Source organism: Spirosoma knui (genome assembly GCF_054780635.1).
The window spans coordinates 552262-575323 of the sequence record NZ_BAAGVY010000001.1 but is presented as its reverse complement, the minus strand read 5'-3'; the positions used below and the strand labels follow the sequence as shown (position 1 = coordinate 575323).

Below are 23062 nucleotides of genomic sequence, written 5' to 3'. Positions count from 1 at the left end.
GAACCGGGACGAAGGGGGAACATCGGGTTTCCCTTCGTCCCGGTTCTCAGGCATACCCGACCACCTTATACACTACGTACCCAACGAGTTCTTTCAGCAGAAAATATGCGTCGGCAAACGCCTGTTCGTTCGGCAGCAGCCATTCTCCGGGCACAAACGACCGTTTACCGCTGAGATAACCGCCCGGAAACGGAACCACGGTAACGCCAGCTTTTTCGAAGCAAGCTACGGCCCGACGCATGTGCCAGGCCGACGTAACCAGTACGCACTTCGTTGTGCCGAATTTAGTACGTAGGATGGGGGCGGTGAAGGCCGCGTTTTCGTGCGTATTGCGGGATCTGTTTTCAAAGACGATATCAGCGGGTGGAACTCCGGCTGTTAAGAGAAATTTAGCCGTCATCTGCCCTTCGTCGCTCACGCTTTTGCTTTGCATCGGAAGGTTACCATTGCCTCCGCTGATCAGAATTTTTCGCACGGCCCCGGTTTTATACAGGTAAAGCGCCTGCCCCGCCCGGTCGGCTTCCCGGTCCAGCACGTACCGCGTATCCGACGGCCCCTGTGCAGGTACGTCTTTCATTACGTTGATCATGCCCCCGGTTAACAAAACAGCCACGGTCGCCGTAGAATCCGTGGGTTTAACGGCTGGCGGATACTCCCACCACAAGGCCAGTTCATTGGTCAGGAACCCGTTGCCGCAGATCCAGAAAACACCGAATGCGACGCCAATCAATCGACGTCGCCGAACCGCTTTTTTCGTAAAAAACGCTACCAGTAACGTAACGACTAACCAGCCCGCTGGGGTAATTAGGTAGTTGAGTGTTTTAGAAAAGAAATAAAACATAGACTATGTCGGGCTGGCAAGCGTTTTGTAGACAAGAACTTACCCGTGAATCCCGTAAATTTGTAACTATTCTGCCGCGAAGATACGTCTCTACTTGTATGAAGAATCTCTTTTTAGCTGTTCTGTCTAGCCTGCTTATGGTGTCAACTGCCTGGACACAGTCAGCTACGCCAGCCCCAGCCAACGGTTTCAAGATCACCGGCCGTATCAAAGGCTTAAAAGATACGACCTGTGTGCTGGCCCATTATTTCGGTGCTACCCAGTACATCCCAAAAGATACTGCCCGCCTTGACCACGAGGGGAACATGGTGTTTGAAGGCTCAAAGACGTTACCGACGGGACTGTACCTTGTGGTAACGCCCAAGAATGGCTACCTCCAGTTTCTGATTCCTGACGCCAATCAGCAGTTCTCGTTTCAGACCGATACGTCTGGTATTGTTAAGCACATGAAAGTGACGGGCTCTAAAGACAACGAGCTGTTTTACGCGTACCAGCAACAGCTCGAAAAATTGAACGGCGAAGCCCGCGCGCTAAACCTGGAGAAAAAGGTGCGCAACGATGCGGCCTCGATGGCCCTGGTCGATAAAAAGATGGGCGATCTGCAGAAACTCGCTCAGGACCAACGAAATCAGTTTCTGAACCAGAACGCGGGTTCTTTTGCGGTTAAACTGCTGAAAACGGCAGCCGAGCCGGAGGTACCCACCGCACCGAAAGCCGCTAACGGTCGGCCCGACTCGATCTGGGTATTCAACTATTACAAAAGCCATTTCTGGGACGACTTCGACTTTGCCGACGAGCGATTCGTACGGACGCCTTTCTTGCAGCAAAAACTCGACCGGTACCTGAAAGAGCTTACCGTACAGAATCCTGATTCGCTCATTAAAGAGGCTGATTTTATTGTGGGTAAGGCCAAGGCGGGTAAGAACCAGGAAGTTCTGTCGTACTCCATTTATTATATCACCAGCCAGTATGAGCAGCCGAAGGTGATGGGTACCGATGGATTGTTTGTGCACATGTTCGAAAAATACTACGCTACCGGGGTCATGCCCATTACGGACTCTTCGACCATCCAGAAAATTGGCGAGCGGGTAGCAACGCTCAAGCCAACGCTGGTTGGTAAAGTGCTGGCCGCGCCGAGCGTTAGTGATACGTTACGTCGGCCGATCGCCTTTTCCAACATCAAGGCCGATTACACCGTCGTGTATTTTTATGACCCGCACTGCGGTCACTGCCGGGAAAGTGCGCCCAAACTCAAAAAGTTTGTTGACGATTATAAAGGCAAAGGTGCCGAAGTGGTCGCCATTGCCGTTGAGCAGAGTCCCGAAGAATGGAAGAAGTTTATCCGGGAGTTTAAGTTAGGAAAGGCCATCAACGGCTACGATTATAACTTACGAACAAATTACCGGAAGCAGTACGATGTCTGGACCACGCCAACCATCTACATGCTGGATAAAGATAAAAAGATCATTGCCCGCAAGCTTCCGGTTGAACAACTCGAAGACTTTATGCTGTTCCACAAGCGCCAGCAGGCCGGTAATGCAGCCGTTAAAAAGCCCGCCGTTGCGCCAGCCAACGTAAAAGCAAGCGTGAAAAAGTAGGCGTAATTTCGTAGTTCATAAACAGCAAAGGGCGTTGAGTAAACGCCCTTTGCTGTTTATGACAACCTTCGTGTGGATTTTTCAATGGGACGCCCCCTTATGTAAAATCACTGCTTTATGAAGGATAAAACTGCCTGCTTACAGATATTCCTCTTCCTGGTTTATGTGACCGCTTCGGCTTACGGCCAACGGATGTCTGTTCCGTTACAACAGATCACGATATTGGATAAAGTGCTGGAAAGAAACCTGACCAGTTACGTTCATTACGTACCGAATAAAGTTATTTCCGTTCGTGTGGACAGACGTACCAATGCGTACGTGTACCAACTGAGCGAGCTGCTTACCTTCGAGTTCCTAACGGCTCATCCTACTGATAATTGGGGGCAATGGCAAAACCGAGTTCTGGTATTTCAGGCAAATGCCGGACTTGAGCGTGTAATTAACATCAAAGACCCGACAAGCTTCCATAACTTACTGGTTTGTCTACGTCCCGTACTACCCAACCAATTCTCTGCTCCGAAGCGAGTAGGTAAGTATATTGTTGAGAAGCATCTCCTCGTTCATGGATCGTTAACGTGGACCTTTGAGGTAGAGAACGGCAAGGAAGTTTGGCTACAGACAAGCGATGGGTATGATTCGAGAGACATCATCGAGCCTGAATAAATCGCTCAAACCGGCTACTTCATCTTGGTACGCTTCACCAGGTAAGCCGTCAGGATCTGGTCGAATCCCTGAGCGATGTCCGCTTCGATAAAGTCGATCTTGTACTGACCGCAGCGCATTTTCAATTCCTGAAAATACGACTTTACCGCCTGCTGATACGTATCGCGCACCTGCCCCGGCTGAAGCTTCACCTTCTCGCCCGTCTCCAGATCGATAAACTCATACGGACGCTCATCGAACGCAAAATCTTCCTCGGTTTTCTTATCCGTTACGTGGAAAAGTAACACTTCGTGCAAATTGTGGCGCAGGTGCTGTAAGGCCGAAAACAACGCGTCGGATTTCTCGGAATTATCGAACATATCGCTGAAAATGATCACCAGCGACCGCTTGTTGATCTTCTCTGCCACTTCGTGAATTACATCGGCGGCCGACGTCTTCCGTAAGGGCTTTGGCTGCTGCATCATTTGATCCAGGTGCGTAAATAGCTTATGTACGTGCGAGGGCGTCGATTTCGTCGGTGTCTGCAAATCGACGGTATCGGCGAAAGTGGTTAAGCTTACCGCATCTTTCTGACGCTGGAGCATATAAGCCAGGCAAGCAGCCGCCATCACGCTGAAGGTCATTTTGCCATAATTCGCTTCTGGATAATACATCGACGAGGACGTATCGATCATGATATGGCAGCGCAGATTGGTTTCTTCTTCATAGCGTTTGACAAACAGCTTTTCGGTTTTGCCATACACTTTCCAATCGATGTGGCGCGTCGTTTCGCCGGTATTGTACAGACGGTGCTCGGCGAACTCAACCGAAAAGCCGTGGAAGGGTGATTTATGTAAGCCCGTGATGAAGCCTTCGACCAGTTGGCGGGCCAGGAATTCGACGTTTCCAAAGGAACGTACCTGACCTAAATTCAAGGATTGTTTCATGCGATCAACGTTAGTAAACCAGTCTGTATGGGCTTACTCAAAGTTAAGACTTTTGCCCTAAAAAAGTGAACCGTTCGATACCCCAGCCAGGAATTGCAGAAAGGGGGTGTCGAACGGTTCGGTTGAATTTACGCGGTTAGGCTACAATACCGGCTCCATCAGCGGTTGATAGTCGGCAGGGGTAGTGAAAACCGAAGCAGCGGGGGCAAACGCTAATTCGCGTCCTTTGCCAACAACCCGCAGAGAAACATTGGCAACTCCTCTCGAAACCATACCGAGAGTTTGGGCAGCTGCGTGGGTGAGATCGATAACGCGGCCCTTCGAAAAAGGTCCCCGATCATTGATTCGTACAATTACGGATCGTTGGTTATCGAGATTTGTGACTTCTACCAGTGTGTTTAGCGGTAGGGAGCGGTGGGCTCCTGCGAGCGCTTCGGCGCTGACTCGTTCACCATAAGCGGTCTTACGACCATTGAACTTCTTGGAATAAAAAGACGCTTTGCCTTTCTGTATGAGGCCTGGAAGGGCCTCCGCCGGTTTTATGCCACCAAAAAATAGCATAAGGGACATGATTAAACTCATACAGCTTTTGGTTACGTGAAAAAAATAGACGGAGGGTATGCCCGTTAACACACACATACCGCCCGTCCCCAAAAAGTGCAATTCCTGTATAGCAAATATATAATGAATGGCCTTAAGAACCAAGCAATTATCGAAAAAACTGTGGAACGGCCTCCACAACTCTACCTGAAAATGGGGTTATTTTACCCCCTAATATATTTATGCTCATTCTTTTTGTTCTTAATCCTTAGCCCGTACTTTAGCAGTTGTGAACGTACTAAACCTCACTGATTGTGGAAGAAAGAGAACGAGAGAAAATCTATTCTAGGCGGGTTAGGGCTGGTAAACGAACGTACTTTTTTGACGTTAAATCCACTCGTGCCAACGACTATTATCTCACCATTACCGAAAGCCGACGCCACCCGCAGGGCGACGGGTTTGTGTACGAAAAACATAAGATGTTTCTTTACAAAGAAGACTTCGACAAGTTCATTGAAGCCTTGCAGGAAACCGTCGATCACGTCAAATCTGAGTTAATGCCCGAAGTTGATTTTTCCCAGTTTGTTCAGCGCGACGAACAGGACGATTTTGCGAATGAGTTGAAATGGGAGTAATCGATATACGTATGAACTGACTTTACCTTATTCATTTCTTACCGGCTCTAAAACAAGAACCTTATTGCCGAAACCCTCAGCCTCCGGCCCCTTGCCGAAGGCTTTTTTTGTGGTCCGCCGTCGGGGTTGTAAATTTGTGAAAACTTAAAAGAGTGAAAGACCGAACGAGTGAATGAGTGAACCGGTGAATAGGCATGTAGTGGCAATTCACCATCCGGGATGATCCGGTCTTTCGCTCATTCACTCATTCACTCTTTCGCTCATTGATATATGGGCTTACAATGTGGAATCGTAGGGTTGCCGAACGTCGGTAAATCGACCTTATTTAATGCAATTTCGAGTGGAAAGGCTGAAGCGGCCAATTATCCATTCTGCACCATAGAACCGAACGTCGGTGTGGTAACCGTACCTGATGAGCGGCTGGATACGCTCGAAACGCTGGTGAAGCCGCAGCGCGTTGTGCCGACGATCATCGAGTTCGTTGACATTGCGGGGCTGGTGAAAGGCGCTAGCCAGGGAGCGGGATTGGGTAACAAATTCCTGGCGAATATCCGCGAAGTCGACGCCATTGTGCACGTCATTCGCTGCTTCGAAGACGAAAACATCGTTCACGTTGAAGGCAAAGTAAATCCGGTCTTCGACAAAGAAATTATCGACGCTGAACTACAACTAAAGGATTTGGAGTCGGTCGACAAAAAGATTCAGCGGATTGCGAAAGCGGCTCAGGTGGGCGATGCTAAAGCAAAAGCCGAGCTGGAAATCCTGAAGCAGTACAAAGCCGCGCTGGAGGCCGGTAAAAGCGCCCGTACGGTGCAAATCTCACCCGAAGATCGCGAGGCCGCCATCGGCGATATATCGCTGCTGACTATCAAGCCCGTCATTTATGTAGCCAATGTGGACGAAGGGTCACTGCCGAACGGTAATGCCTATTCCGATACGTTACGTGAGGCCGTTAAAGACGAAGGCGCTGAGGTCATTGTGATCAGCGCGGGTATCGAGTCACAGATCGCCGAGATCGAAGACCCCGAAGAACGGGAAATGTTCCTCGGCGAATACGGCCTGACGGAATCAGGGCTTAGCAAGCTCATCAAAGCGTCGTACCGTCTGCTGGGGCTCATTACGTACTTTACGGCCGGGGTTAAGGAAGTTCGCGCCTGGACGATCCACCAGGGCTGGAAAGCCCCCCAGGCTGCGGGCGTTATTCACTCCGACTTTGAGAAGAAGTTCATTCGGGCGCAGGTGATGAAACTACCCGACTTCGTGCAGTTCAAAACCGAAGCCGGTGTGCGCGAAGCGGGTAAACTCGCCGTGGAAGGCAAAGAATACATCGTGCAGGACGGTGATATTATGGAGTTTCTGCACAGCGCCTAGTTTGGTGAACGTAATGAAGTGGGTGCAGTAGTTAGCCGAAGGGCCCGCTCTAAGCACTATATATGCTCCATTAAAGGTTAACTTATAACGGAAATTTGTCATCCCGACGACAGGACCGGGCCGCCGGGATGACAAAAAAGCGACTCATACGTAAAAACCAATCACTTCCGCTTGTTCACCCCTACCCGTCTGTAGGCAACCAACTGATCGGCGCGGGCGGCTGGGGGGCGGTGGTACACAAACACTTCGTAGTCGTTCTCGGTCGACGAGTAACTGCCTTCTACGTAATTCTCGTCCACTTTCTGGGGCTGGCTGGTGGATTGAAGAATGTAATCGTAATTGTAGATACCCTGCTTCAGCAGAATGGAAGCCTGATACGCCCCCAGTGCCGGATCGAACGTCATGCGGTTCCGGTCGTCTAATCGCCAGAGATTGAACGCGCCGTTCACGTATACAGTAGCGCCTGGCACTTCGGCGGTTCGGAGTGTAAAAATGGTTTCGATATAGTCGCCGTTCGTTGCCCCGTTGCCGGTTTCGCGGTGATCGATTACGTATTGCCCGTTGAAATCGTCGCTTTGGATGTAGGCCCCCCGGCTGCGTGGCTGATCCACCTGCACATAGGCAATGTTTCGGTCGGCAGGCCGCTCAATACGTTCGATGTAGTTCGCGCGTGATAAGACCGTCCGCGTATCGAAGAACCGAAACTCATTGCCACCGGGCATCGTATTACTCAAATCCACAAGTCGATATTCCAGCACCTGGTCGAACGCCCGCACGTTCGTAGGCCGCAGGCCCCGTATCTCGCGGTCGTCACGGTAATTCTGCCGAATAACGACCCGAAAATCATCCTGGGGCGAAATCACCTGATACCCGCGGTAGTCAAGGGTCATGTCAATCTGCTGATCGCTGAACTGCCGCGATGGGTCCGTGGAAAAACGCACCGCTGCGCCCACCGTTACGCGGTTCTGATACGTCATAAACCGACGGGTCAGGATAATATTATTGCGGTTACGCTCGTCATATACAATGAGCAGGTAGTTCCCCGGCAGCTTCACCCGCGGGAGTGTGAACCGGTAATGGTAATAGGGAATTTTTGTATTGATCGATACCTGGTAGTCCGTAATTGGGTTATCGTTGTACTCGTAGGTAAACTCGATGTCGTTAAGTACCGACCGTTGCCAATCCGCGTTACAGTGAAGTAGTCGGGCCCGAAATGACCGGTAATTCGCCGTCAGATCGTCAAATTCGAGTTGTAGCGGCACCTGCTCATCGAGTGAAACAACGGGCGGATTAAGGGTTAGCGACGGATCGTTCGGGTTTTGGCCAACCTGCGGAAATAGTAATACTGTTTGCACCTGCGGATCATAAATCTGGTCAATCGGCTGCGGTTGCTGCTGGGCGTATACCCGTCCGGTCAATAGGCTTACACTAACAAAAAGAAGCAGTTGGCGGTAGTTAATCATTCAGGAGATTTTTCGTCTGGAAAACGGTTAGTAAACGTAAATGCATCGGTATAGTTGCGCAAAATCCGTAAGATTGCGTTTTCAGCGAATTTAAAATTACTATGGTAGACTACAATCCTAAAGAGTGGTTTCGGGTTCTGATTGCCTTCAACCGGGCCGATACAGTACGTAAATTGTCGCCGGTTATATTCGCCATTGCGGTCTATTCATTCATCATCGTTCACGTTATCGAACAGCTTGGCTACTCGGAAAACCCTTATCTGAAGAATCTTTCGCTGCTGCATACTTTACTAAGTTTTGTGATTTCCATGCTGCTGGTGTTCCGCACGAATACTGCGTATGACCGCTGGTGGGAAGGCCGGAAACTATGGGGATCGCTGGTTAATAACAGCCGGAATTTAGCCTTAAAGCTTCAGCAGTTACTCGGTCCGGAGCAGGCTAGCGAGCTTCATTTTTTCCGGGTAATGATTCCAAACTTCGCCTTTGCCCTTAAGCAACATTTGCGGCACCAGCCATTGCAACAGGAATTTGTCGAAACCGATACATTTACCTACGCCGACTTGCAGTTGAATGAACACATTCCTCAGCAAATCGCCAATGCCATCTTCGGCAAAGTAAATGAACTGCAACGACGGGGTATCTTACTACCCGAGCACTTACTGCTGGTCAACGCGGAGATTCAGTCGCTGATGGACATTTGCGGGGCCTGCGAACGCATTCGAAACACCCCAATCCCTTACTCCTACACGTCGTTCATCAAGAAGTTCATCTTTATCTATTGCAGTACGTTACCCATCGGCTACGTATCGAACCTGCATTATCTGGTCATCCCGTTTGTCATGTTTGTATTTTACGTCCTGGCCAGCCTTGAGATTATTGCGGAAGAAATCGAGAATCCATTCGGTAACGATGCCAACGACTTGCCAATTGACACGATCTGCAAAGGCATTCAGCAAACCGTTTCACAGGCTATCAAACCGACGGTACTGACGGCAACCCGTTAAGGCAACGTAACGATAACGAACAGATTTTTAGGCAGTACGGGCATAATTTGTATTTTGCGTACAGAACTTCCTCGCGCTCCGGCTATGACCCTGACATCTGTGAAGACCTGCCCGAACTGTACGGCTAATCTAGAGACTACGTTCAGCTACTGCCCCGGCTGTGGCCAGGATACGCATATCCACCGCTTCAATCTACCGCATATATTTCACGAAGTTTTTCACGCATTTACCCATGCCGACAAGGGGGTACTGAAACTGACCAAAGACTTGGTTACACGGCCGGGTGTTGCCGCACGAGAGTACGCTTTGGAAGGCAAGCGCAAAAAGTACTTCAACCCCTTCACGTTCCTGCTGCTGGTGCTTGGCCTGAACATCACCGTCAACAGTTTTATCAAACCCTATACCGGCCGTTCTACCCAATCCGCTACGTCGACCCGGCAGCAGGTGTCGCCAACGATTCCCAAAGCCTCACAACCGTATTTCGAGCGTCGGCGAGCCGCCACTACGTTTATCGAAAAGCATATTAACATCGTCGGCTTGGTAGCCATTCCGGTGTTCGCTTTTGTATTCTGGCTGTGTTTCCGGCGTTCAGGCATCAATTACGCTGAACATCTGGTCGCGAATGTGTTTTTCTCCAGCTTTTTCTCACTGGTCAGTGTTCTGTTAACGCTGGCCTTAGGTCTCTTGCTGAGTGCGTATCTGCCCTACCTGAACCGGATGCTGCTGTTTTTTCAGTTGCTTTACTTAAGCGTTGCCTACTACCAGTTTCTCCAGTACCACCGGCCCATTCAGTACCTCAAAACCAGCGCAGCTACCTTGCTCGCCCTCGTTAGCTGGGTTGTGGTATCGGGCGGAGGGGTTTACCTGTATATTCTGTTTGGCTAAAGCGCTCAATACGTAACGGAGCCTGACGTCAGCAATCTTAATTTACTTTACAAAAAAGCGCCCAAGACGTTTAAGGTCCTAGGCGCTTTTGATTGTAGGGTTACCCTATGCTAACTTCTTTTCCCACTCTTCAGCTTCCAGCATGGCCGTTTCCCACTGTGACTGAAGCTGGTCGAGTTGTTTCGACACCTGATTATACTCTTCATTTTTGGCCTGCATCTTACGACTATCACCATACGTAGTTGGATCGGCAAGCTCGGCTTCCAACTTCTTCTTGCGGCTCTCCAACTGACTGATCTGCGTTTCGGCTTCTTCGGCCTGCTGCGTTAGTTTTTTCAGCGTTTTCTGCCACTCCTTCCGTTCTTCATCTGTAGCACGTCCGTTGGTCAGTTTCTGCCCGTTTCCGTTCACCGAATGGCCATTGGTAACGGTCGGCGGCAATACCGACTGAAGCTTCGAACTCTCAGCGGGTTTCTTATCCAGTCCCTGCTCTTTCCGTTCTTCCATCCACCATTCGTATTCATCGTAGGTGCCCGGATACTCCTTAATCTGTTCGTCCTCGATGTACCAGATTTTGTTGGCGATCTGCGACACAAAGTACCGGTCGTGCGAAACGACTACGTAGGTACCTTCGTACTGTTCGAGCGCCTGAATCAGAATATTCACCGACTGCATGTCTAAGTGGTTCGTCGGCTCATCAAGGAGCAGGAAGTTCGCCTGGGAGAGCAAGACCTTGGCCAGCGCCACTCGCGATTTTTCACCGCCGGACAGAACCTTGATCTTTTTGAATACTTCGTCGTTCGAGAACAGAAAACAGCCCAGCACCCCGCGCAATTCGCCTTCCGTTTTGGTCGGGTTCGCGTGTTTAAGCTCTTCCAGCAGGCTGTCATCTACGTTTAGCGACTCCAATTGGTGCTGCGCATAAAAGCTGAACGATACGTTATGACCCAGTTGCCGGCGCCCTTCGTTGAGCGGTTCCGACCCCGAAATGATCCGTAGCAACGTAGACTTACCCCGGCCGTTAGCCCCAATCAGGGCCACCTTATCACCCCGTTCGAGCCGGATATCCGCATGAGTCAGGATGCGCTTGGGCCCGTAATGCTTCGTGATGTCGTCGAGGTGCAGGATGTGCCGACCCGGCTGGGTAGAGAACTGAAACTTGAAGTTCACCCGCGCCGTTTCGTCGATGACGGCATCAACCAATTCCATACGAGCCAGTTGCTTTACGCGGCTCTGGGCTTGCTTGGCCTTGGTGGCTTTGGCTTTAAACCGCTCAATGAAGCGCTCCGTCTGCCGAATCTTAGCCTGCTGATTTTCGTACGCACCTTTCTGAATTTCGTTACGTAGCGCCTTCTCTTCCAGATAGAACGAATAATTACCGGGGTAATAATTGAGCTTTGCCCCAGCCACCTCCACCGTTATATCAATGACGTTATCCAGGAACTCGCGATCATGCGATACGACAATCACAGCCCCTTCGTACGTCTGTATATATTTTTCAACCCACTGGATCGACGGTAAGTCCAAGTGGTTAGTGGGCTCATCGAGCATCAGCAGCGACGGCTTCTGCAACAGCAGTTTAGCCAGCATAACGCGCATCCGCCAGCCGCCCGAAAACTGCTTTAAGGGATGATGTAGATCTTCGGTTGAAAAGCCAAGACCTTCCAGGATTTCCTCTGCTTTCGACTGGACCGTATAGCCGTCGAGGGCATCAAACTCTTCCTGTACTTTACCGAGTTTATCGACCAGTTCGTCGCGGTAGTTGGTCTCCATTTCGTGGAGCAGCTCGTCAATCTGCTTTTGCAGTTCATTCTGCCGGGCAAACGCCTGCATCGCCACAGACAGGATCGAATCATCGGTCTGGTACGACAGCAGGTCCTGGTTGAGGAAGCCAATTGTTACGTCACCCGCTTTCGAGATAGTACCGCCATCGATCTGGTATTCACCGTTGATAATGCGCAGCAGTGTCGACTTACCGGTGCCATTCAGACCAATCAGACCGATTTTTTGGTTAGGCTTGATATGGAGCGAGGCATTTTCATAGAGAGCCCGGCTACCGAGATAGTACGAGAGGTTTGTAATGGAAATCATGGACGCAAATTTACCAAATTGATAACATATACTTGCGTTATTAAATTCGGACCAATTATATTTGCACCCAGTTTCGGGGACACCAACAGACAAATGGCCGTCTGCCGACAACGTAAAGCCTCCTTAGCTCAGCTGGTAGAGCGACGCATTCGTAATGCGTAGGTCGCAGGTTCGAATCCCGTAGGAGGCTCAAAACCCCAAACTGATAAGTTTGGGGTTTTTGCATATTAGCGGGTTGAGCGACGCCTTCGTAATACGTAGGTCGCAGACGGTCGGCCGCTGCCGTTCGAATCCCGTAGGAGTTCTATTTAAATTGAGGCTAATCAGTTTTAGCGTGAAAGTCGCTTCGATAACTGATCAGCCTCTTTTTCTTTATAGTACCTAATTAAGAAGACGATTTTATCCGATAAGTCTGTCCTCCATTTCTCCACTTGTACAGATGTAATTCATACTCATCGCCAGGTTCGACTAAACTCTTAGCAGAGCAAAGCTTATGAAACAAAATTTACATTACGTAGACACCGTAATTATGCATATGCCACTGAAATGTAGTTATCGGCCGCTTTTGCTTGGGTGCTGAAAGACCATTTGTTTAACACCACCCGTAAACACGTGAATGTAACCGGCACAATAGCTAAGTCGGGTTTCGAACAGTACACGTCCGTCAGTCATAAAATCACTGTAATTCTGTTTCCTTTCGATGCGCCCATGGCCTACCCTGTTGTTACGTACTGTGCGCCCGCTCAGTTACGCTGTCGTTGCAGTGCAAGGGGTAAAGACAGGAGCGGGCGGCCTGTACCAGTAAGAACGTAGTGAAAATTGAAAAAACAGAAACGATTTGGTCAGTCCGGTACGCAACTCGGCCTTCGAAAACGACCTTCCATATAGATGTTTTGCGAAAAAAGCGTTCTCCTTATTCAATTTGCCTGCCGTTAGCGTCTCTGAGTCTCGCCCAATGCCTTGCGTGCAAGGAGCAGCCATTCGGCATTACCGAGAAAACTAGTACTGTTGCACGTCGTCAACTAGGACGATGTGTGAACCCAATGTAAACTATGCGCATCGAAGGAATCTTACTTGTATTCGCCTTTGTCGTTTTTACTGTAATTTGCCTTGAGGCCATGTTCTGGCTTTTGAATCAGCCCAGTGACTATCTGCTCGTTGTGGCAGGGCTGTTAGCTGTTGTCTATGTCTGGATTGCCGTTAAAACCAAAGCCTTTACCAAAAACCCCTTTAAACAATGAAGTCAATTCTTATCTGGTCAGGCGTTGCCCTGGTCTTTATGTTTATTCTGTCCCAAACTGTCATTGGCTGCACGACTATCGATGCCAGTCACGAAGGTATAAAAGTTAGTAAAATCGGCTCCGACCGGGGCGCTAACGATATCGAGAACGTAACGGGTTGGCAATTTTACAACCCCCTGACGTCGTTCATTGAACAGTACCCGACCTTCACCCAAACGAAAGATTACGACCCGTTTACGGTTAGTGCCAAAGGAGGCACGCTGTTCAAGATCGACCCGACGCTGAACTATCATTTGCAGCGTGGGCAGGCGGCAAACGTCTACCGCAAATATCGGAAAGAATTGCCCGACATCGAGAACAACATCTTACGTACTATTGTCTATAATTCGTACCGCGACGTAGCGAATACCTTTACTCCGGATTCGCTGGTAAACAACCGCGTTGCCTTTGAAGATCAGGTAGAAGCTAAGTTGCAGAAAGCCCTATCCAGCGACGGATTTGTGTTTGAGAACATTACGTCTAACCTGACCCCGCCCGAATCCTTGCAGGCGATGATCGACGCCAAGAATACGGCCGTGCAGAACGCCCTTCGACTCAACAATCAGGTTGCGGCCGAAAAGGCAAGTGCCGAAATAGCCGTCACAAAAGCTACGGGTATTGCCAGAGCCCGAATTATTGAAGCCGAAGCCGAAGCGAGAGCCAACGAACTAAAGCAGAAGACCTTAACGCCCCTGCTGGTTCAGCAGGAATGGATTAAAAAGTGGAACGGACAACTGCCCACTACGCAGTTAGGCACTGGTACGAATACCCTGGTCCAGCTACCGAAATAAGTAAGTTGACCCAATGCAAAACAGCCCGACGCTACTCACGTCGGGCTGTTTCGTATTTGGCGTACTATGAGTCTGACCAATAAATGATTCGTCTGATGAAGACAGTCCTAGCTGTTTGATACTAGATGTATAGTCCCAAAGTGTGATGGGTTGGATCACGAGTGAAAATAGTTGGTTTTGCTTGCCACTGAGCACAGACAAACTCGTGTGGGGTTAATCCCTTTAAGGTCTTCAATCGTATAGCATGGTTATAAGCCAAGAGAAAAGCTTGTAGATGTCGGGTTAACCCCTCGCTCGTTTGATAGTAGTAGCGGTACACAATGGCTTCTTTGATCGTACGGTTCATCCGCTCAACTTGACCGTTAGTCCAAGGATGGGCAGGCTTGGTAAAGCGATGGTCAATCCCATGCTCCTGGCGAACACGGTCAAAAATATGGCGAATGGTTTTAGCTTGATGGGCCATGTTGCCAAATTGAATACCATTGTCAGTCAGTACTTTATGGATTTTGTAGGAAAAGTAAGCCAGCACCCGTCGCAGAAAATCGGCGGCTATGAGTTTAATAGCCCGTGGATAGAGTTGAGTAAAGGCTAGTTTGCTGGTGCGATCAGCGGCTACAAACAGGTAGGACTTGCCTTGCTGGGTATAGACTTCAGCAAAATCAATGTGCAAATAGCCAATGGGGTAGTCTTCAAATTTCTTTTTCTGAACTTGTTTCTTGGCCGTAAGTGGTAAACGGCTAATACCGTGTCTTTGAAAACACTGATGCAGCGCTGAGCGTGAAAGCTGCGGTATGGTTGCTTGCAGCGCATACAGGCAGTCATCGAGAGCTAGCAGGGTTGCTGACAGAAGGCTACGGCGATGGCTTCTTGCTGAGGAGTAAGCATCGCAGAAGCGGGCCTCGGTCCCATGGAGACATCAGTCAGTATAGTACGTTTGCGCCATTTGATTACCGTTTTGAGCGGTCCGCCGATGCGGTTGATATTATCCGTCTGGCTGAGGTCGATAGAATTTCCTAGCTACGTTGGATAGCTGCTCGTACTAGCGCCGTAGCGCGGGTGCTGCCGTGAAGTAGTCGTCCCGTAAACTATTACGAAGTTTGTGAGGTGAAAGTACATCATTACACTCTGGGACTATACAAGTTTTGTAGGAGTAACCTAAGTCAGAAAGCAAGTCATTAGGTGCAGTTGGACAAAATTTCATCCACTACCTGAGCGATCGGCGCAGTCGCATCGATAAACACACCGCGGGTCGGGGTATCTTCTTTGGTGGCATGCAGGCGGGCAATGAGCGCCTTTTCCTCGGGTTTGGCTCCCCAATCCGTTGGGTCCCGGGCCACGCGCTCATCGATTCGCCTAAGCAACGTGTCCAGGTCAGGGACATCCAGGATAAAAACGCCGTCTAATAAATCAATAAACTGACTAAAATTTCTTGAACCACCGCATAGGAAGGAAATGGGCACACGGTGATCGCTGATCACCGATTTAACCTTGTTAACATCCCAAAGCCAGTGCTTTTGTCCCCATTCAGGATGATCCAGGGCCCGCTGGTGGTCGGGCTCACTCAGGGGTTTACCCGTCTGGGGATAGCCTCGATAGGCTAATTCCAGATCACCATCGATAACGTGGAAATTGCGCCGTCGCAGTTCCTGGGCCACGGTGGTTTTACCGGTACCGGAAACGCCTTCGATCAAATAGTTTTTCAGGCCCATAGTACCCAATCGCGTGTTTAAATAAAATCGGTCCTGACAGCCTGCTCGTCGTCAAGTCCTTGTAACCTAGTACCCGAATAAGGGTTTATCCGCGCCGACGACCGCTTCAACTCGGCAACATGTTCCTCTCCGAACCGATGGGGCGGAAAGTAAACAACTTTAGTCGAATCGCTGAAAGTACATATACCAGTTCCATTCCCAGGTTTGCCCCTCATCTGCTGAAAAAGCCTGTCGCCATACAGGCTTGGTAGGATCGGTTTTATCCCACTCGAATCGAATACGGATTGACTGCCCCTCATAGGTATCATCCCCCTGAAACAGGCCCATGTCGCCTTGGAATGAACCCAAGATGGGGGCATCTAACGAAGCGCGAATACTGTCCGCCCAGTGAATACTCCACAAGCGGGTTTGCGGATTGAAGATCCGTAGTGCCATGCCCTCAAAAGGAGGATGGCCTGCCGTAGTGATAAAGGAATCAATATTACCCAATCCGTTGAGAATTTTACGCATTTCTCCGATAGCGCTAAACTCGAACCATTCATCGCTGTTGGCTAGTCGTGTTTTCAGCTTCCGATTATGGATTATCCACTTCCCCAGTAAAAAGTCAAAATCAGCAACGGAAGATGTTTCCGCGGGTAAGTTCGTTTCAAGTAAAGTTGGAGTAGACATTCGTTTGACAGTTGTAAGATTGGTTAATCCTCAAACTACCCGGGTAGTTTTTGGTTGATTGCCACAGAAAGTGAAGAGCTTGAGTAAGCTATCCGTCCTGTTTTAACAGATTGCCCATTATTCTCTGTTTCCCAAGGATTAGTTTTTGTTACGTACCGATCAAGATAGCGTCACAAATGGTATACTGAGCGGATGGGGGCGGGATTTTAGACCACATTATGTTCTGAGAAACTGGCAAGGGGTAGGAGCTCCACCTACTGTTGGGTTAGATGGAAGGCAATCAATACATCGTCGAGGGAGTGTTCCTCTAAAAAGCCCGAAACACAACCGAAATAGGTCGCTATTGCATTCCGGGTCATCGAGAGCATATACTGCTTGCCGGCCAGCAAGCCACCACAGCCATATGCGCCGGTGCGGCCGAAAAATACGCCATACGTATACACCTCATCGATATATTGCTTAAAGTTCGACGGTAAGGCAAACCAAACCGCCGGGGTTTGAAAAACAATAAGGTTGTATACTATTGACAATGAGGCCTTGATTCGTGAGATAGTACGATAAGAATCAGTCTAGTTAGATTTGATACACATGGCTAGAATTTGGTAAGCAACGCTTAAAAGTGGTGTTGCGGACAGTTCACGTCCTCCCACCCTTGAATTTATAGTATAAAGGCTAAGGCTGTATGTTCTTTAAAATAAGTGCTCGTAAACGTTCCTCATGCTGGTCGCCCCACTGCCCGATGGTGCCAATGACGGGTATGAGTGATTTGCCAAAATCGGTCAGGTAATATTCCACTTTGGGCGGGACAACCGGATAAATTACTTTTCCCACTAACTCGTGACTTTCCAGCTCCTTCAACTGCACATTCAGCACCCGCCGGGAAGCTCCCGGAATTTTCCGTTGCAGCTCACTGGGGCGTTGAAAGCCCTGGTGGATAAACCATAACAGGCGTATTTTCCACTTCCCGTAAAGCACCTCACCGATTAGGTCGAGACCACAGTTCAATTCGGGTAATGTCTTTCGTTCGTACATCCGACAAAGATAACCTTATACCGTTGGCGGTTCAATAGGGACAAATTTATCCCTATCTGAATCGTAAGTCCGTACTTGTCAGCCCCTACCATACTGCCGAATTTTGTCCTAACCAAAAGCGCAACAGTATGGACTTCAATCTTGAAAATGAACTGGCCGGTAAGATCGCGCTGGTAACGGGTGGCACGAAAGGCGCAGGCAAAGCAATCGCTGATCGCCTGTTGAAAGCAGGAGCCACCGTGATCGTCACCGCCAGAAATAAGCCGGAAGAGCAAACCGATCGTCTTCATTTTATAGCGGCCGATCTGAGCAAACCGGAAGGAACTCAGCAGGTAGTCGATCAACTACTGTGTGAGTTTGGCCAGCTGGATATCCTGATCAATAACCTGGGGAGTTCAGAAACGCCAGGTGGCGGGTTTGCCGTGCTGTCCGACAACGATTGGGAATCAACGATTCAAACGAATCTGTTAGCCCCCGTGCGGCTGGATCGTGGTTTTTTACCCGGCATGGTCCAACGCGGTGCAGGTGTGATTATTCACATTGCGTCCATCCAGGGTCGGCATCCCTTATATGAGGCAACGCTTCCCTATGCGGCTGCTAAAGCTGGACTGATCAATTACAGCAAGGGGTTATCGAAAGAGGTTACGGCCAAAGGTGTGCGGGTACTGACCGTTTCTCCAGGATGGATCAATACGGAGAATACCAAAAAATTTTTGGAACGAATCGCTCAGAGTTCAAACAGTTCCATTGACCAGGCACGCCAAAGTGTTATGGATGCTTTGGGGGGCATACCGGCCGGTCGACCGGCAGAGCCCGAAGAGGTCGCGGAACTTGTCGGGTTCCTGGCCTCACCGCGAGCGAACTACCTGAGTGGAACAGAATTCGTGATTGACGGAGGAACAATTCCAACGATTTAAATATGGATAGCCACCCATTTTTGGAAACAATCATCACTAATCAAACCGAAAAGACACAACCATGAAACTACCCGCCATGATCGAAGGATTTGTGCAGGCACAAAACGAACAGGACTTCGCTAGATTTACGGACTATTTTACAGACAACGCTACCGTTGCCGATGAAGGGCATACCTATTCGGGCAAAGCCGAAATAAAGCAATGGATTCAGCAGGCAACTGAAACGTATCAAATGCAGACCAAACCGATTGATTATCAGCAAACGGGTTCATCGGCTATTCTGACCGTGGATGTAACTGGAACCTTTCCGGGAAGCCCAGCGGTGATGCACTACCACCTTGAGCTGGACGATTCATTGATCCGCTCATTACGCTTCACCGCGTAAACGACCACCGCGTGCGATTGGCAGGAATACACGTTTATGGGTATTCCTGCCAATCCATGAACCATCAAACCTAAACTAGTCAACATGATCGTAACGTACCGACTTTCTTTCCCGATTTCTAGTTTGTTAATCCTGCTTTTCTCGTCGGCTGGGTGGGCACAGAAGCAGGGCCGCATGGATACAACCGCCTTGTTTCAACGCATTCAAATCGCGCCCGAGAATGTCTTTAGCCTATTCCGCGAAGCCGGAATGCAGCCCGTTAACCACCCGTTGACACGAGTTCAAAAAGAAAAGGTGAGCCATGCGTTTGCGCTGTTGCCCCCTTTGCATCAGCGCATCTTGAAGCAGCATCTGCACAGCATCAGCTTTATGGATAATATGCCCAACACGGCCTTAACGTCACCCGTTGATTCAGGGGGTTTGTCAAAGAGGTTCAATATTACGTTTCGGGCGGGCTTACTGGATCAGACGATTTCAGAATGGGCGACCTGGAAAGAAGCTACGTGTTTTGAGCCTTCGGATACAACTTCCTATTCCGTACGTGTAGAAGGGGGCAACCTGGATGCCATTATCTACGTACTGATGCACGAGGCTACCCACATCGTCGACGTAGTGACCGAACTTACGCCACACCCCTCCGCACCTCAGGCAGTCGTTGAACCCACCCGGTTTACGAATGGTATCTGGCGTACGATGAACAAGCCCGACAATCGCTACCTGGATTCGTTGTTGGAACAAACCCGTTTCCGAAGCGGTCGCCCCCTGTCGATCAGCCGGGCGCCGAATGTGTATCAAAAACTGGCGAAGACGCCCTTTGCGTCTTTGTATGGTATGGCAGCCTGGTCTGAAGACATTGCCGAACTGGCGACGATCTATCACCTTACGGCCAAGTTGAAGCAGCCATTTTACGTAGTGGTTACGAAAGACAATGTCGAGCTGGCCCGGTTCGAGCCGATGAAAAACGTACTGGTCAGACGGCGAGTAGACCAGCTAGCAACCTTCTACGCCAGGTAAATTAGCTTGTCGGGAAAAATGTACAAGGCGCTTGGCTTTTTATCCATTCTCCCGCGCCGTTTCTCCTGCCAACTTTGCATTGTCGAATTCAACGACAACCTGCTAACAGTTAGCGGGTTAGCTTTCAACTAAAAATACACTGTTGATATGAAAACCATTGCACTGACTATCGGACTTATTTTGACTTTTATCCAAACGCAAGTACTGATTGCCCAAACGCGCAAGCCCGCATCCGCCGGACGGGAGGAATACATCGAAGTAGAAAAAAACGTGAAACTCCACGTAGTCGACCTGGGGCAGGGACAGCCCGTAGTGCTTATTCACGGATGGCCGCTCAACAATGCGATGTATGAATACCAATATCAGTATCTGGTTGAAAAGGGGTTCCGAGTCATCGGTATTTCGCTCCGGGGATTCGGCAAATCCGACCGACCCTATGGAAAATATGATTTCGATACGTTCTCCGACGATATTAAAGTGGTGCTGGAAAAACTGAAAATTGAAAATGCCGTGCTTGGTGGTTTTTCGATGGGAAGTGCCGTAACGCTGCACTACGTAACGAAGTATAACGCTGCACATATCAGCAAACTAGCGTTATTCGGTGCCACCGGCCCATCGTGGAAACAACGGGATGGCTATCCATACGGCATCTCTGATCAGGGCGCAGCGGATCTAATCCAGCAAACCAAAACCAACCGGGAGCAACTGGTAGCCGGTTTCGGCAAAGCCTTTGAAGGGCAGGAAGGTGGACTTTCGCCAGAATCGATCAAGTGGCTGGAAAGTATCAACCTGGATGCATCGCCCTATGCGACTACCCAGGCTATCACCGCCCTGCGTGACCTGGACCTGCGTCCTGAGTTGTCTAAAATCAAGATTCCCGTCGCGTTATTTCACGGTGTAAACGACAAATTATGTGATTTCGCCCTGTCAGAACAATTGCAGAAAGGCATAAAGGGTTCCTACCTGGTAAAATTTGAGAAAAGCGGGCATGGGCTGTTTTTGGAAGAACGGGATAAGTTCAACGCCGAACTGGAAAAATTCGCCAGAAGTTAGTTAACTGCACGATCGTACCTGGAAAGCCACGACGGGCTTTCCAGGTATTTCGTTTTTTTGTTAAGAAAGGGACTACTCATTTACAAGCGTATATAGTCATGGGATCAACTGTATTCAGCCAGAATGTAAGGACGTTGGGATTGCTGCCTGTTGATCAACAACAAACCGTCGCCATAAACGGGCCTGACTATAAACCCTATATCAAAATCCTCTATCTGCCTGCTGGCTATACACTTCGGGTAGACTTTACGAGTTACGTCACGCAGCAGCCGACCCTTTTCTTCGTTAGTCCCAATCAATACCTGAAGCTGGAAGTAGCGGGCGATGAAAGCGGCTATTTCATTTTCTACAATCGCGATTTTTACTGCATTCAGATCCATGATCAGGAAGTGGCCTGCGATGGACTGCTGTTCAACAATATCCGGAACATGCCCAAAGTGGAAGCTTCGGAAGATGACGTCGCTTTTTTAGGATACCTGTTCCGGGAAATGATCCAGGAATTCCGGCTCAATGACAGCTCGCTGGAGGAAATGGTCCGAACGTATCTTAAACAACTGCTGATCCGGGCGACGCGCGCTTGGAAAAAGCAGCATCTGGACAAGGCCGTAACCGACCAGCAAAGTGATCTGGAATTTTTTCGCAAGTTTACCCGCCTGGTAGACGAGCATTATAAAGCCAAGCACACGGTGGCCGACTACGCCGATTTTCTCTGCATGGCACCCAAAACCATCACGCACAAATTCAACCGTCTGGGGCTGCCCCAGCCCAACGAGGTAATCAAGAATCGGATTATCCTGGAAGCCAAACGACTGCTGGTCCATACCGGCCTGACGGCCAAGGAAATTGCTTACGAACTGGGCTATGACGACCCGGCGTATTTCAGTAGGCTGTTTATGGCCAAAACAGGCGAATCACCCTCCAGTTTCAGAGCCAACTTTTTCCGTTGAGAACCGTTTTTGCTCTGCTGAGAAGAGGGTGAACATTTGTAAGCCATTTTTTAAGACAGTTCGATCCTCCAAAAGAAGGTATAACCTAGGTTAGTGAAAATCGACTTTTGGCAATTTCTCAAAAAACGCTCTTTCCAAGAGATACCCTATTCCTCTACCGGGTTATTTACCTATAGAGCTCAATACTCCGTAATGGGTTGTGGGACAGCGGGCCGATATCACCCAAGCCCAGGGTTTATTGGTTGGCTATGAGACAGATGCGATACTGGCGGATCGGGGCTATAATGCCAATAAGTTGATCGACTGACTGGAGCAGACGAATACAGAAGTCGTCATCCTATCCGAAAAGAATCGATTAGTTGAGCGGCAACTTGACAAAAACTTATACAAGGATGGTAACAAAGTAGAACGCCATTTCAATAAGCTCAAGCAGTACTGGCAGGTAGCCACTCGCTATGAGAAAACCGCCCTGAGCTTTGCCAACTTTATCTGGTTAGCATCGGCTTATATTTTGTTCAACTGATTGTCAACACACTCTGGTAAAATTGATACTTCCTAGCGATTATAGTTAATTATTGCCATATATTAATTAAATTCCTTTACAAAGCGATCACGTTATCCATAAGCTAAGTATGCACATTAGTCAATTTCCTCAATAGAGGAATTATAATTCTACGATATTCTGGCAAATTTGGTATACAAATTGTTAACGGCAACTTTTCATTTGTAGAGCACCCTCAACTGCTGTCCTTTCGTTGAGATCAGCCTATTTTTTATCCATTTGCAGCTTTTTTTACCATCTCCGACAAGGTTAGCAGCGTTTTTGTAAGGCGGATGAATTGAAGGAATAGACTTCATCTCGCCATGATCATTGTTACCTTATTTATAGCTTTAGGAAACTTTTTATTGAGATACGTATCCCCATACACTCAATCAGAAACGTCATACCGAATAACCAGCGTTGCCCCACCAAAAGTCGGGTTGAGAGGCTGGATTAAGGCCCCGCTCTTCGTAGCTCTTCGCCGACACAACGCAGAAAGCAATTCAGCTACGTGGGCCTCCCAAAAATTTCATCAGAAAAACCGAGAGCCGTCCTGGCTGATGGTCGCACAGCCAACCCTGTTCGCTACCGATCAGCTATTGGCATTGCCGCTCATTGGCTTCAGTTGATGAGCCAGCCAGGTGTCTCCTTCGACATTCCTAAGCAGGAGATGAACCAGCAACTTACACTACGTAGAACGAAGTAAT

General features: G+C 49.2%; 23 protein-coding genes, 1 tRNA gene and 1 pseudogene. 15 read left to right on the top strand and 10 right to left on the bottom strand.

All coding sequences use genetic code 11. The features are described from left to right. Positions 1 to 46 precede the first annotated feature (46 nt). Complete coding sequence (locus ACYVIY_RS02330; RefSeq protein ID WP_460974643.1) at positions 47 to 841, bottom strand: YdcF family protein; 795 nt, start codon at positions 839 to 841, stop codon at positions 47 to 49. Between the two features lie 98 nt (positions 842 to 939). Between ACYVIY_RS02330 and ACYVIY_RS02325 the strand changes: the two genes are divergently transcribed. Both ACYVIY_RS02325 and ACYVIY_RS02320 read left to right on the top strand, forming a co-directional pair. Further along, a complete protein-coding gene (locus tag ACYVIY_RS02325; RefSeq protein ID WP_460974642.1) occupies positions 940 to 2439 on the top strand; it encodes a DUF4369 domain-containing protein in 1500 nt (499 codons plus the stop codon). 117 nt (positions 2440 to 2556) lie between these two features. Next, complete coding sequence (locus ACYVIY_RS02320; protein WP_460974641.1) at positions 2557 to 3102, top strand: hypothetical protein; 546 nt, start codon at positions 2557 to 2559, stop codon at positions 3100 to 3102. 14 nt (positions 3103 to 3116) lie between these two features. Here the strand turns inward: ACYVIY_RS02320 and ACYVIY_RS02315 are convergent, their stop codons facing one another. Next, positions 3117 to 4028: a DUF58 domain-containing protein gene (locus ACYVIY_RS02315; RefSeq protein WP_460974640.1), complete on the bottom strand. Its 912-nt coding sequence runs from the start codon at positions 4026 to 4028 to the stop codon at positions 3117 to 3119. Positions 4029 to 4169: 141 nt separating this feature from the next. Beyond that, positions 4170 to 4610: a septal ring lytic transglycosylase RlpA family protein gene (locus ACYVIY_RS02310; RefSeq protein WP_460974639.1), complete on the bottom strand. Its 441-nt coding sequence runs from the start codon at positions 4608 to 4610 to the stop codon at positions 4170 to 4172. A 272-nt stretch (positions 4611 to 4882) separates the two neighbouring features. Between ACYVIY_RS02310 and ACYVIY_RS02305 the strand changes: the two genes are divergently transcribed. Together ACYVIY_RS02305 and ychF are read left to right on the top strand one after the other, a co-directional pair. Beyond that, the gene (locus ACYVIY_RS02305) at positions 4883 to 5203 is read left to right on the top strand and encodes a DUF3276 family protein (protein ID WP_460974638.1); all 321 of its coding nucleotides are present in this window, start codon (positions 4883 to 4885) and stop codon (positions 5201 to 5203) included. 270 nt (positions 5204 to 5473) lie between these two features. Then, the gene (gene ychF, locus ACYVIY_RS02300) at positions 5474 to 6574 is read left to right on the top strand and encodes a redox-regulated ATPase YchF (protein ID WP_460974637.1); all 1101 of its coding nucleotides are present in this window, start codon (positions 5474 to 5476) and stop codon (positions 6572 to 6574) included. Between the two features lie 161 nt (positions 6575 to 6735). Here ychF and ACYVIY_RS02295 read toward each other — a convergent pair whose 3' ends face one another. Further along, complete coding sequence (locus ACYVIY_RS02295) at positions 6736 to 8037, bottom strand: type IX secretion system plug protein (RefSeq protein WP_460974636.1); 1302 nt, start codon at positions 8035 to 8037, stop codon at positions 6736 to 6738. A gap of 101 nt (positions 8038 to 8138) precedes the next feature. On the opposite strand from ACYVIY_RS02295, the gene ACYVIY_RS02290 reads away from it, so the two are divergent. Together ACYVIY_RS02290 and ACYVIY_RS02285 are read left to right on the top strand one after the other, a co-directional pair. Then, on the top strand, positions 8139 to 9041 hold the full coding sequence (locus ACYVIY_RS02290) for a bestrophin family protein (RefSeq protein WP_460974635.1): 903 nt from the start codon (positions 8139 to 8141) through the stop codon (positions 9039 to 9041). 84 nt (positions 9042 to 9125) lie between these two features. Beyond that, positions 9126 to 9926, top strand: coding sequence for a DUF3667 domain-containing protein (locus ACYVIY_RS02285; protein ID WP_460974634.1), 801 nt, complete (start codon positions 9126 to 9128; stop codon positions 9924 to 9926). A 105-nt stretch (positions 9927 to 10031) separates the two neighbouring features. Here ACYVIY_RS02285 and abc-f read toward each other — a convergent pair whose 3' ends face one another. Further along, a complete protein-coding gene (abc-f, locus tag ACYVIY_RS02280) occupies positions 10032 to 12017 on the bottom strand; it encodes a ribosomal protection-like ABC-F family protein (protein ID WP_460974633.1) in 1986 nt (661 codons plus the stop codon). Between the two features lie 117 nt (positions 12018 to 12134). On the opposite strand from abc-f, the gene ACYVIY_RS02275 reads away from it, so the two are divergent. The 3 genes from ACYVIY_RS02275 (at position 12135) to ACYVIY_RS02265 (ending at position 14088) form a co-directional block, all read left to right on the top strand. Next, positions 12135 to 12207: transfer RNA gene (locus tag ACYVIY_RS02275), tRNA-Thr, on the top strand. Positions 12208 to 13069: 862 nt separating this feature from the next. After that, positions 13070 to 13258 carry a hypothetical protein gene (locus ACYVIY_RS02270; RefSeq protein WP_460974632.1) on the top strand — a complete coding sequence of 63 codons (189 nt, stop codon included), beginning with the start codon at positions 13070 to 13072 and terminating at the stop codon, positions 13256 to 13258. Next, positions 13255 to 14088, top strand: coding sequence for an SPFH domain-containing protein (locus ACYVIY_RS02265; protein WP_460974631.1), 834 nt, complete (start codon positions 13255 to 13257; stop codon positions 14086 to 14088). The genes ACYVIY_RS02270 and ACYVIY_RS02265 overlap by 4 nt, the downstream gene beginning before the upstream one ends. A gap of 121 nt (positions 14089 to 14209) precedes the next feature. Here the strand turns inward: ACYVIY_RS02265 and ACYVIY_RS02260 are convergent. The 5 genes and pseudogenes from ACYVIY_RS02260 to ACYVIY_RS02240 all read right to left on the bottom strand — a co-directional run bounded on the left by ACYVIY_RS02260 (position 14210) and on the right by ACYVIY_RS02240 (position 17498). Further along, positions 14210 to 15116, bottom strand: a pseudogene (locus tag ACYVIY_RS02260) (IS481 family transposase). A gap of 147 nt (positions 15117 to 15263) precedes the next feature. Next, positions 15264 to 15797 (bottom strand): AAA family ATPase, encoded by a 534-nt coding sequence (locus ACYVIY_RS02255; RefSeq protein WP_460974630.1) that lies wholly within the window; start codon positions 15795 to 15797, stop codon positions 15264 to 15266. 159 nt (positions 15798 to 15956) lie between these two features. Further along, positions 15957 to 16466, bottom strand: a complete 510-nt coding sequence (locus ACYVIY_RS02250) for a hypothetical protein (RefSeq protein WP_460974629.1) — start codon at positions 16464 to 16466, stop codon at positions 15957 to 15959. Between the two features lie 254 nt (positions 16467 to 16720). Next, the gene (locus tag ACYVIY_RS02245; RefSeq protein WP_460974628.1) at positions 16721 to 16996 is read right to left on the bottom strand and encodes an NAD(P)H-dependent oxidoreductase; all 276 of its coding nucleotides are present in this window, start codon (positions 16994 to 16996) and stop codon (positions 16721 to 16723) included. Between the two features lie 142 nt (positions 16997 to 17138). Next, positions 17139 to 17498 carry a winged helix-turn-helix transcriptional regulator gene (locus ACYVIY_RS02240; RefSeq protein WP_460974626.1) on the bottom strand — a complete coding sequence of 120 codons (360 nt, stop codon included), beginning with the start codon at positions 17496 to 17498 and terminating at the stop codon, positions 17139 to 17141. A gap of 128 nt (positions 17499 to 17626) precedes the next feature. Here ACYVIY_RS02240 and ACYVIY_RS02235 point away from each other — a divergent pair, with 128 nt between their 5' ends. From ACYVIY_RS02235 to ACYVIY_RS02210, 6 genes are all read left to right on the top strand, one after another. Continuing rightward, positions 17627 to 18415 carry an SDR family oxidoreductase gene (locus ACYVIY_RS02235; RefSeq protein WP_460974625.1) on the top strand — a complete coding sequence of 263 codons (789 nt, stop codon included), beginning with the start codon at positions 17627 to 17629 and terminating at the stop codon, positions 18413 to 18415. A gap of 61 nt (positions 18416 to 18476) precedes the next feature. Then, positions 18477 to 18800 carry a nuclear transport factor 2 family protein gene (locus ACYVIY_RS02230; protein WP_460974624.1) on the top strand — a complete coding sequence of 108 codons (324 nt, stop codon included), beginning with the start codon at positions 18477 to 18479 and terminating at the stop codon, positions 18798 to 18800. 84 nt (positions 18801 to 18884) lie between these two features. Next, a complete protein-coding gene (locus ACYVIY_RS02225; protein ID WP_460974623.1) occupies positions 18885 to 19814 on the top strand; it encodes a hypothetical protein in 930 nt (309 codons plus the stop codon). A 147-nt stretch (positions 19815 to 19961) separates the two neighbouring features. Further along, positions 19962 to 20867 (top strand): alpha/beta fold hydrolase, encoded by a 906-nt coding sequence (locus ACYVIY_RS02220; RefSeq protein ID WP_460974622.1) that lies wholly within the window; start codon positions 19962 to 19964, stop codon positions 20865 to 20867. 98 nt (positions 20868 to 20965) lie between these two features. Beyond that, positions 20966 to 21814: a helix-turn-helix domain-containing protein gene (locus ACYVIY_RS02215; RefSeq protein WP_460974621.1), complete on the top strand. Its 849-nt coding sequence runs from the start codon at positions 20966 to 20968 to the stop codon at positions 21812 to 21814. A 1052-nt stretch (positions 21815 to 22866) separates the two neighbouring features. Continuing rightward, positions 22867 to 23061 (top strand): hypothetical protein, encoded by a 195-nt coding sequence (locus ACYVIY_RS02210; protein WP_460974620.1) that lies wholly within the window; start codon positions 22867 to 22869, stop codon positions 23059 to 23061. The last annotated feature ends 1 nt before the right edge of the window (position 23062 follow it).

Excerpts from the sequence above, each read along its gene's own strand:
- ACYVIY_RS02310 (WP_460974639.1), bottom strand. The coding sequence starts at position 4,610 with ATGAGTTTAATCATGTCCCTTATGCTATTTTTTGGTGGCATAAAACCG.
- ACYVIY_RS02225 (WP_460974623.1), top strand. The coding sequence starts at position 18,885 with ATGATCGTAACGTACCGACTTTCTTTCCCGATTTCTAGTTTGTTAATC.
- ACYVIY_RS02320 (WP_460974641.1), top strand. The coding sequence starts at position 2,557 with ATGAAGGATAAAACTGCCTGCTTACAGATATTCCTCTTCCTGGTTTAT.
- ACYVIY_RS02265 (WP_460974631.1), top strand. The coding sequence starts at position 13,255 with ATGAAGTCAATTCTTATCTGGTCAGGCGTTGCCCTGGTCTTTATGTTT.
- ACYVIY_RS02325 (WP_460974642.1), top strand. The coding sequence starts at position 940 with ATGAAGAATCTCTTTTTAGCTGTTCTGTCTAGCCTGCTTATGGTGTCA.
- ACYVIY_RS02235 (WP_460974625.1), top strand. The coding sequence starts at position 17,627 with ATGGACTTCAATCTTGAAAATGAACTGGCCGGTAAGATCGCGCTGGTA.
- ACYVIY_RS02270 (WP_460974632.1), top strand. The coding sequence starts at position 13,070 with ATGCGCATCGAAGGAATCTTACTTGTATTCGCCTTTGTCGTTTTTACT.
- ACYVIY_RS02315 (WP_460974640.1), bottom strand. The coding sequence starts at position 4,028 with ATGAAACAATCCTTGAATTTAGGTCAGGTACGTTCCTTTGGAAACGTC.
- ACYVIY_RS02215 (WP_460974621.1), top strand. The coding sequence starts at position 20,966 with ATGGGATCAACTGTATTCAGCCAGAATGTAAGGACGTTGGGATTGCTG.
- ACYVIY_RS02230 (WP_460974624.1), top strand. The coding sequence starts at position 18,477 with ATGAAACTACCCGCCATGATCGAAGGATTTGTGCAGGCACAAAACGAA.
- abc-f (WP_460974633.1), bottom strand. The coding sequence starts at position 12,017 with ATGATTTCCATTACAAACCTCTCGTACTATCTCGGTAGCCGGGCTCTC.
- ACYVIY_RS02220 (WP_460974622.1), top strand. The coding sequence starts at position 19,962 with ATGAAAACCATTGCACTGACTATCGGACTTATTTTGACTTTTATCCAA.
- ACYVIY_RS02290 (WP_460974635.1), top strand. The coding sequence starts at position 8,139 with ATGGTAGACTACAATCCTAAAGAGTGGTTTCGGGTTCTGATTGCCTTC.
- ACYVIY_RS02285 (WP_460974634.1), top strand. The coding sequence starts at position 9,126 with ATGACCCTGACATCTGTGAAGACCTGCCCGAACTGTACGGCTAATCTA.
- ACYVIY_RS02255 (WP_460974630.1), bottom strand. The coding sequence starts at position 15,797 with ATGGGCCTGAAAAACTATTTGATCGAAGGCGTTTCCGGTACCGGTAAA.
- ACYVIY_RS02330 (WP_460974643.1), bottom strand. The coding sequence starts at position 841 with ATGTTTTATTTCTTTTCTAAAACACTCAACTACCTAATTACCCCAGCG.
- ACYVIY_RS02240 (WP_460974626.1), bottom strand. The coding sequence starts at position 17,498 with ATGTACGAACGAAAGACATTACCCGAATTGAACTGTGGTCTCGACCTA.
- ychF (WP_460974637.1), top strand. The coding sequence starts at position 5,474 with ATGGGCTTACAATGTGGAATCGTAGGGTTGCCGAACGTCGGTAAATCG.
- ACYVIY_RS02295 (WP_460974636.1), bottom strand. The coding sequence starts at position 8,037 with ATGATTAACTACCGCCAACTGCTTCTTTTTGTTAGTGTAAGCCTATTG.
- ACYVIY_RS02250 (WP_460974629.1), bottom strand. The coding sequence starts at position 16,466 with ATGTCTACTCCAACTTTACTTGAAACGAACTTACCCGCGGAAACATCT.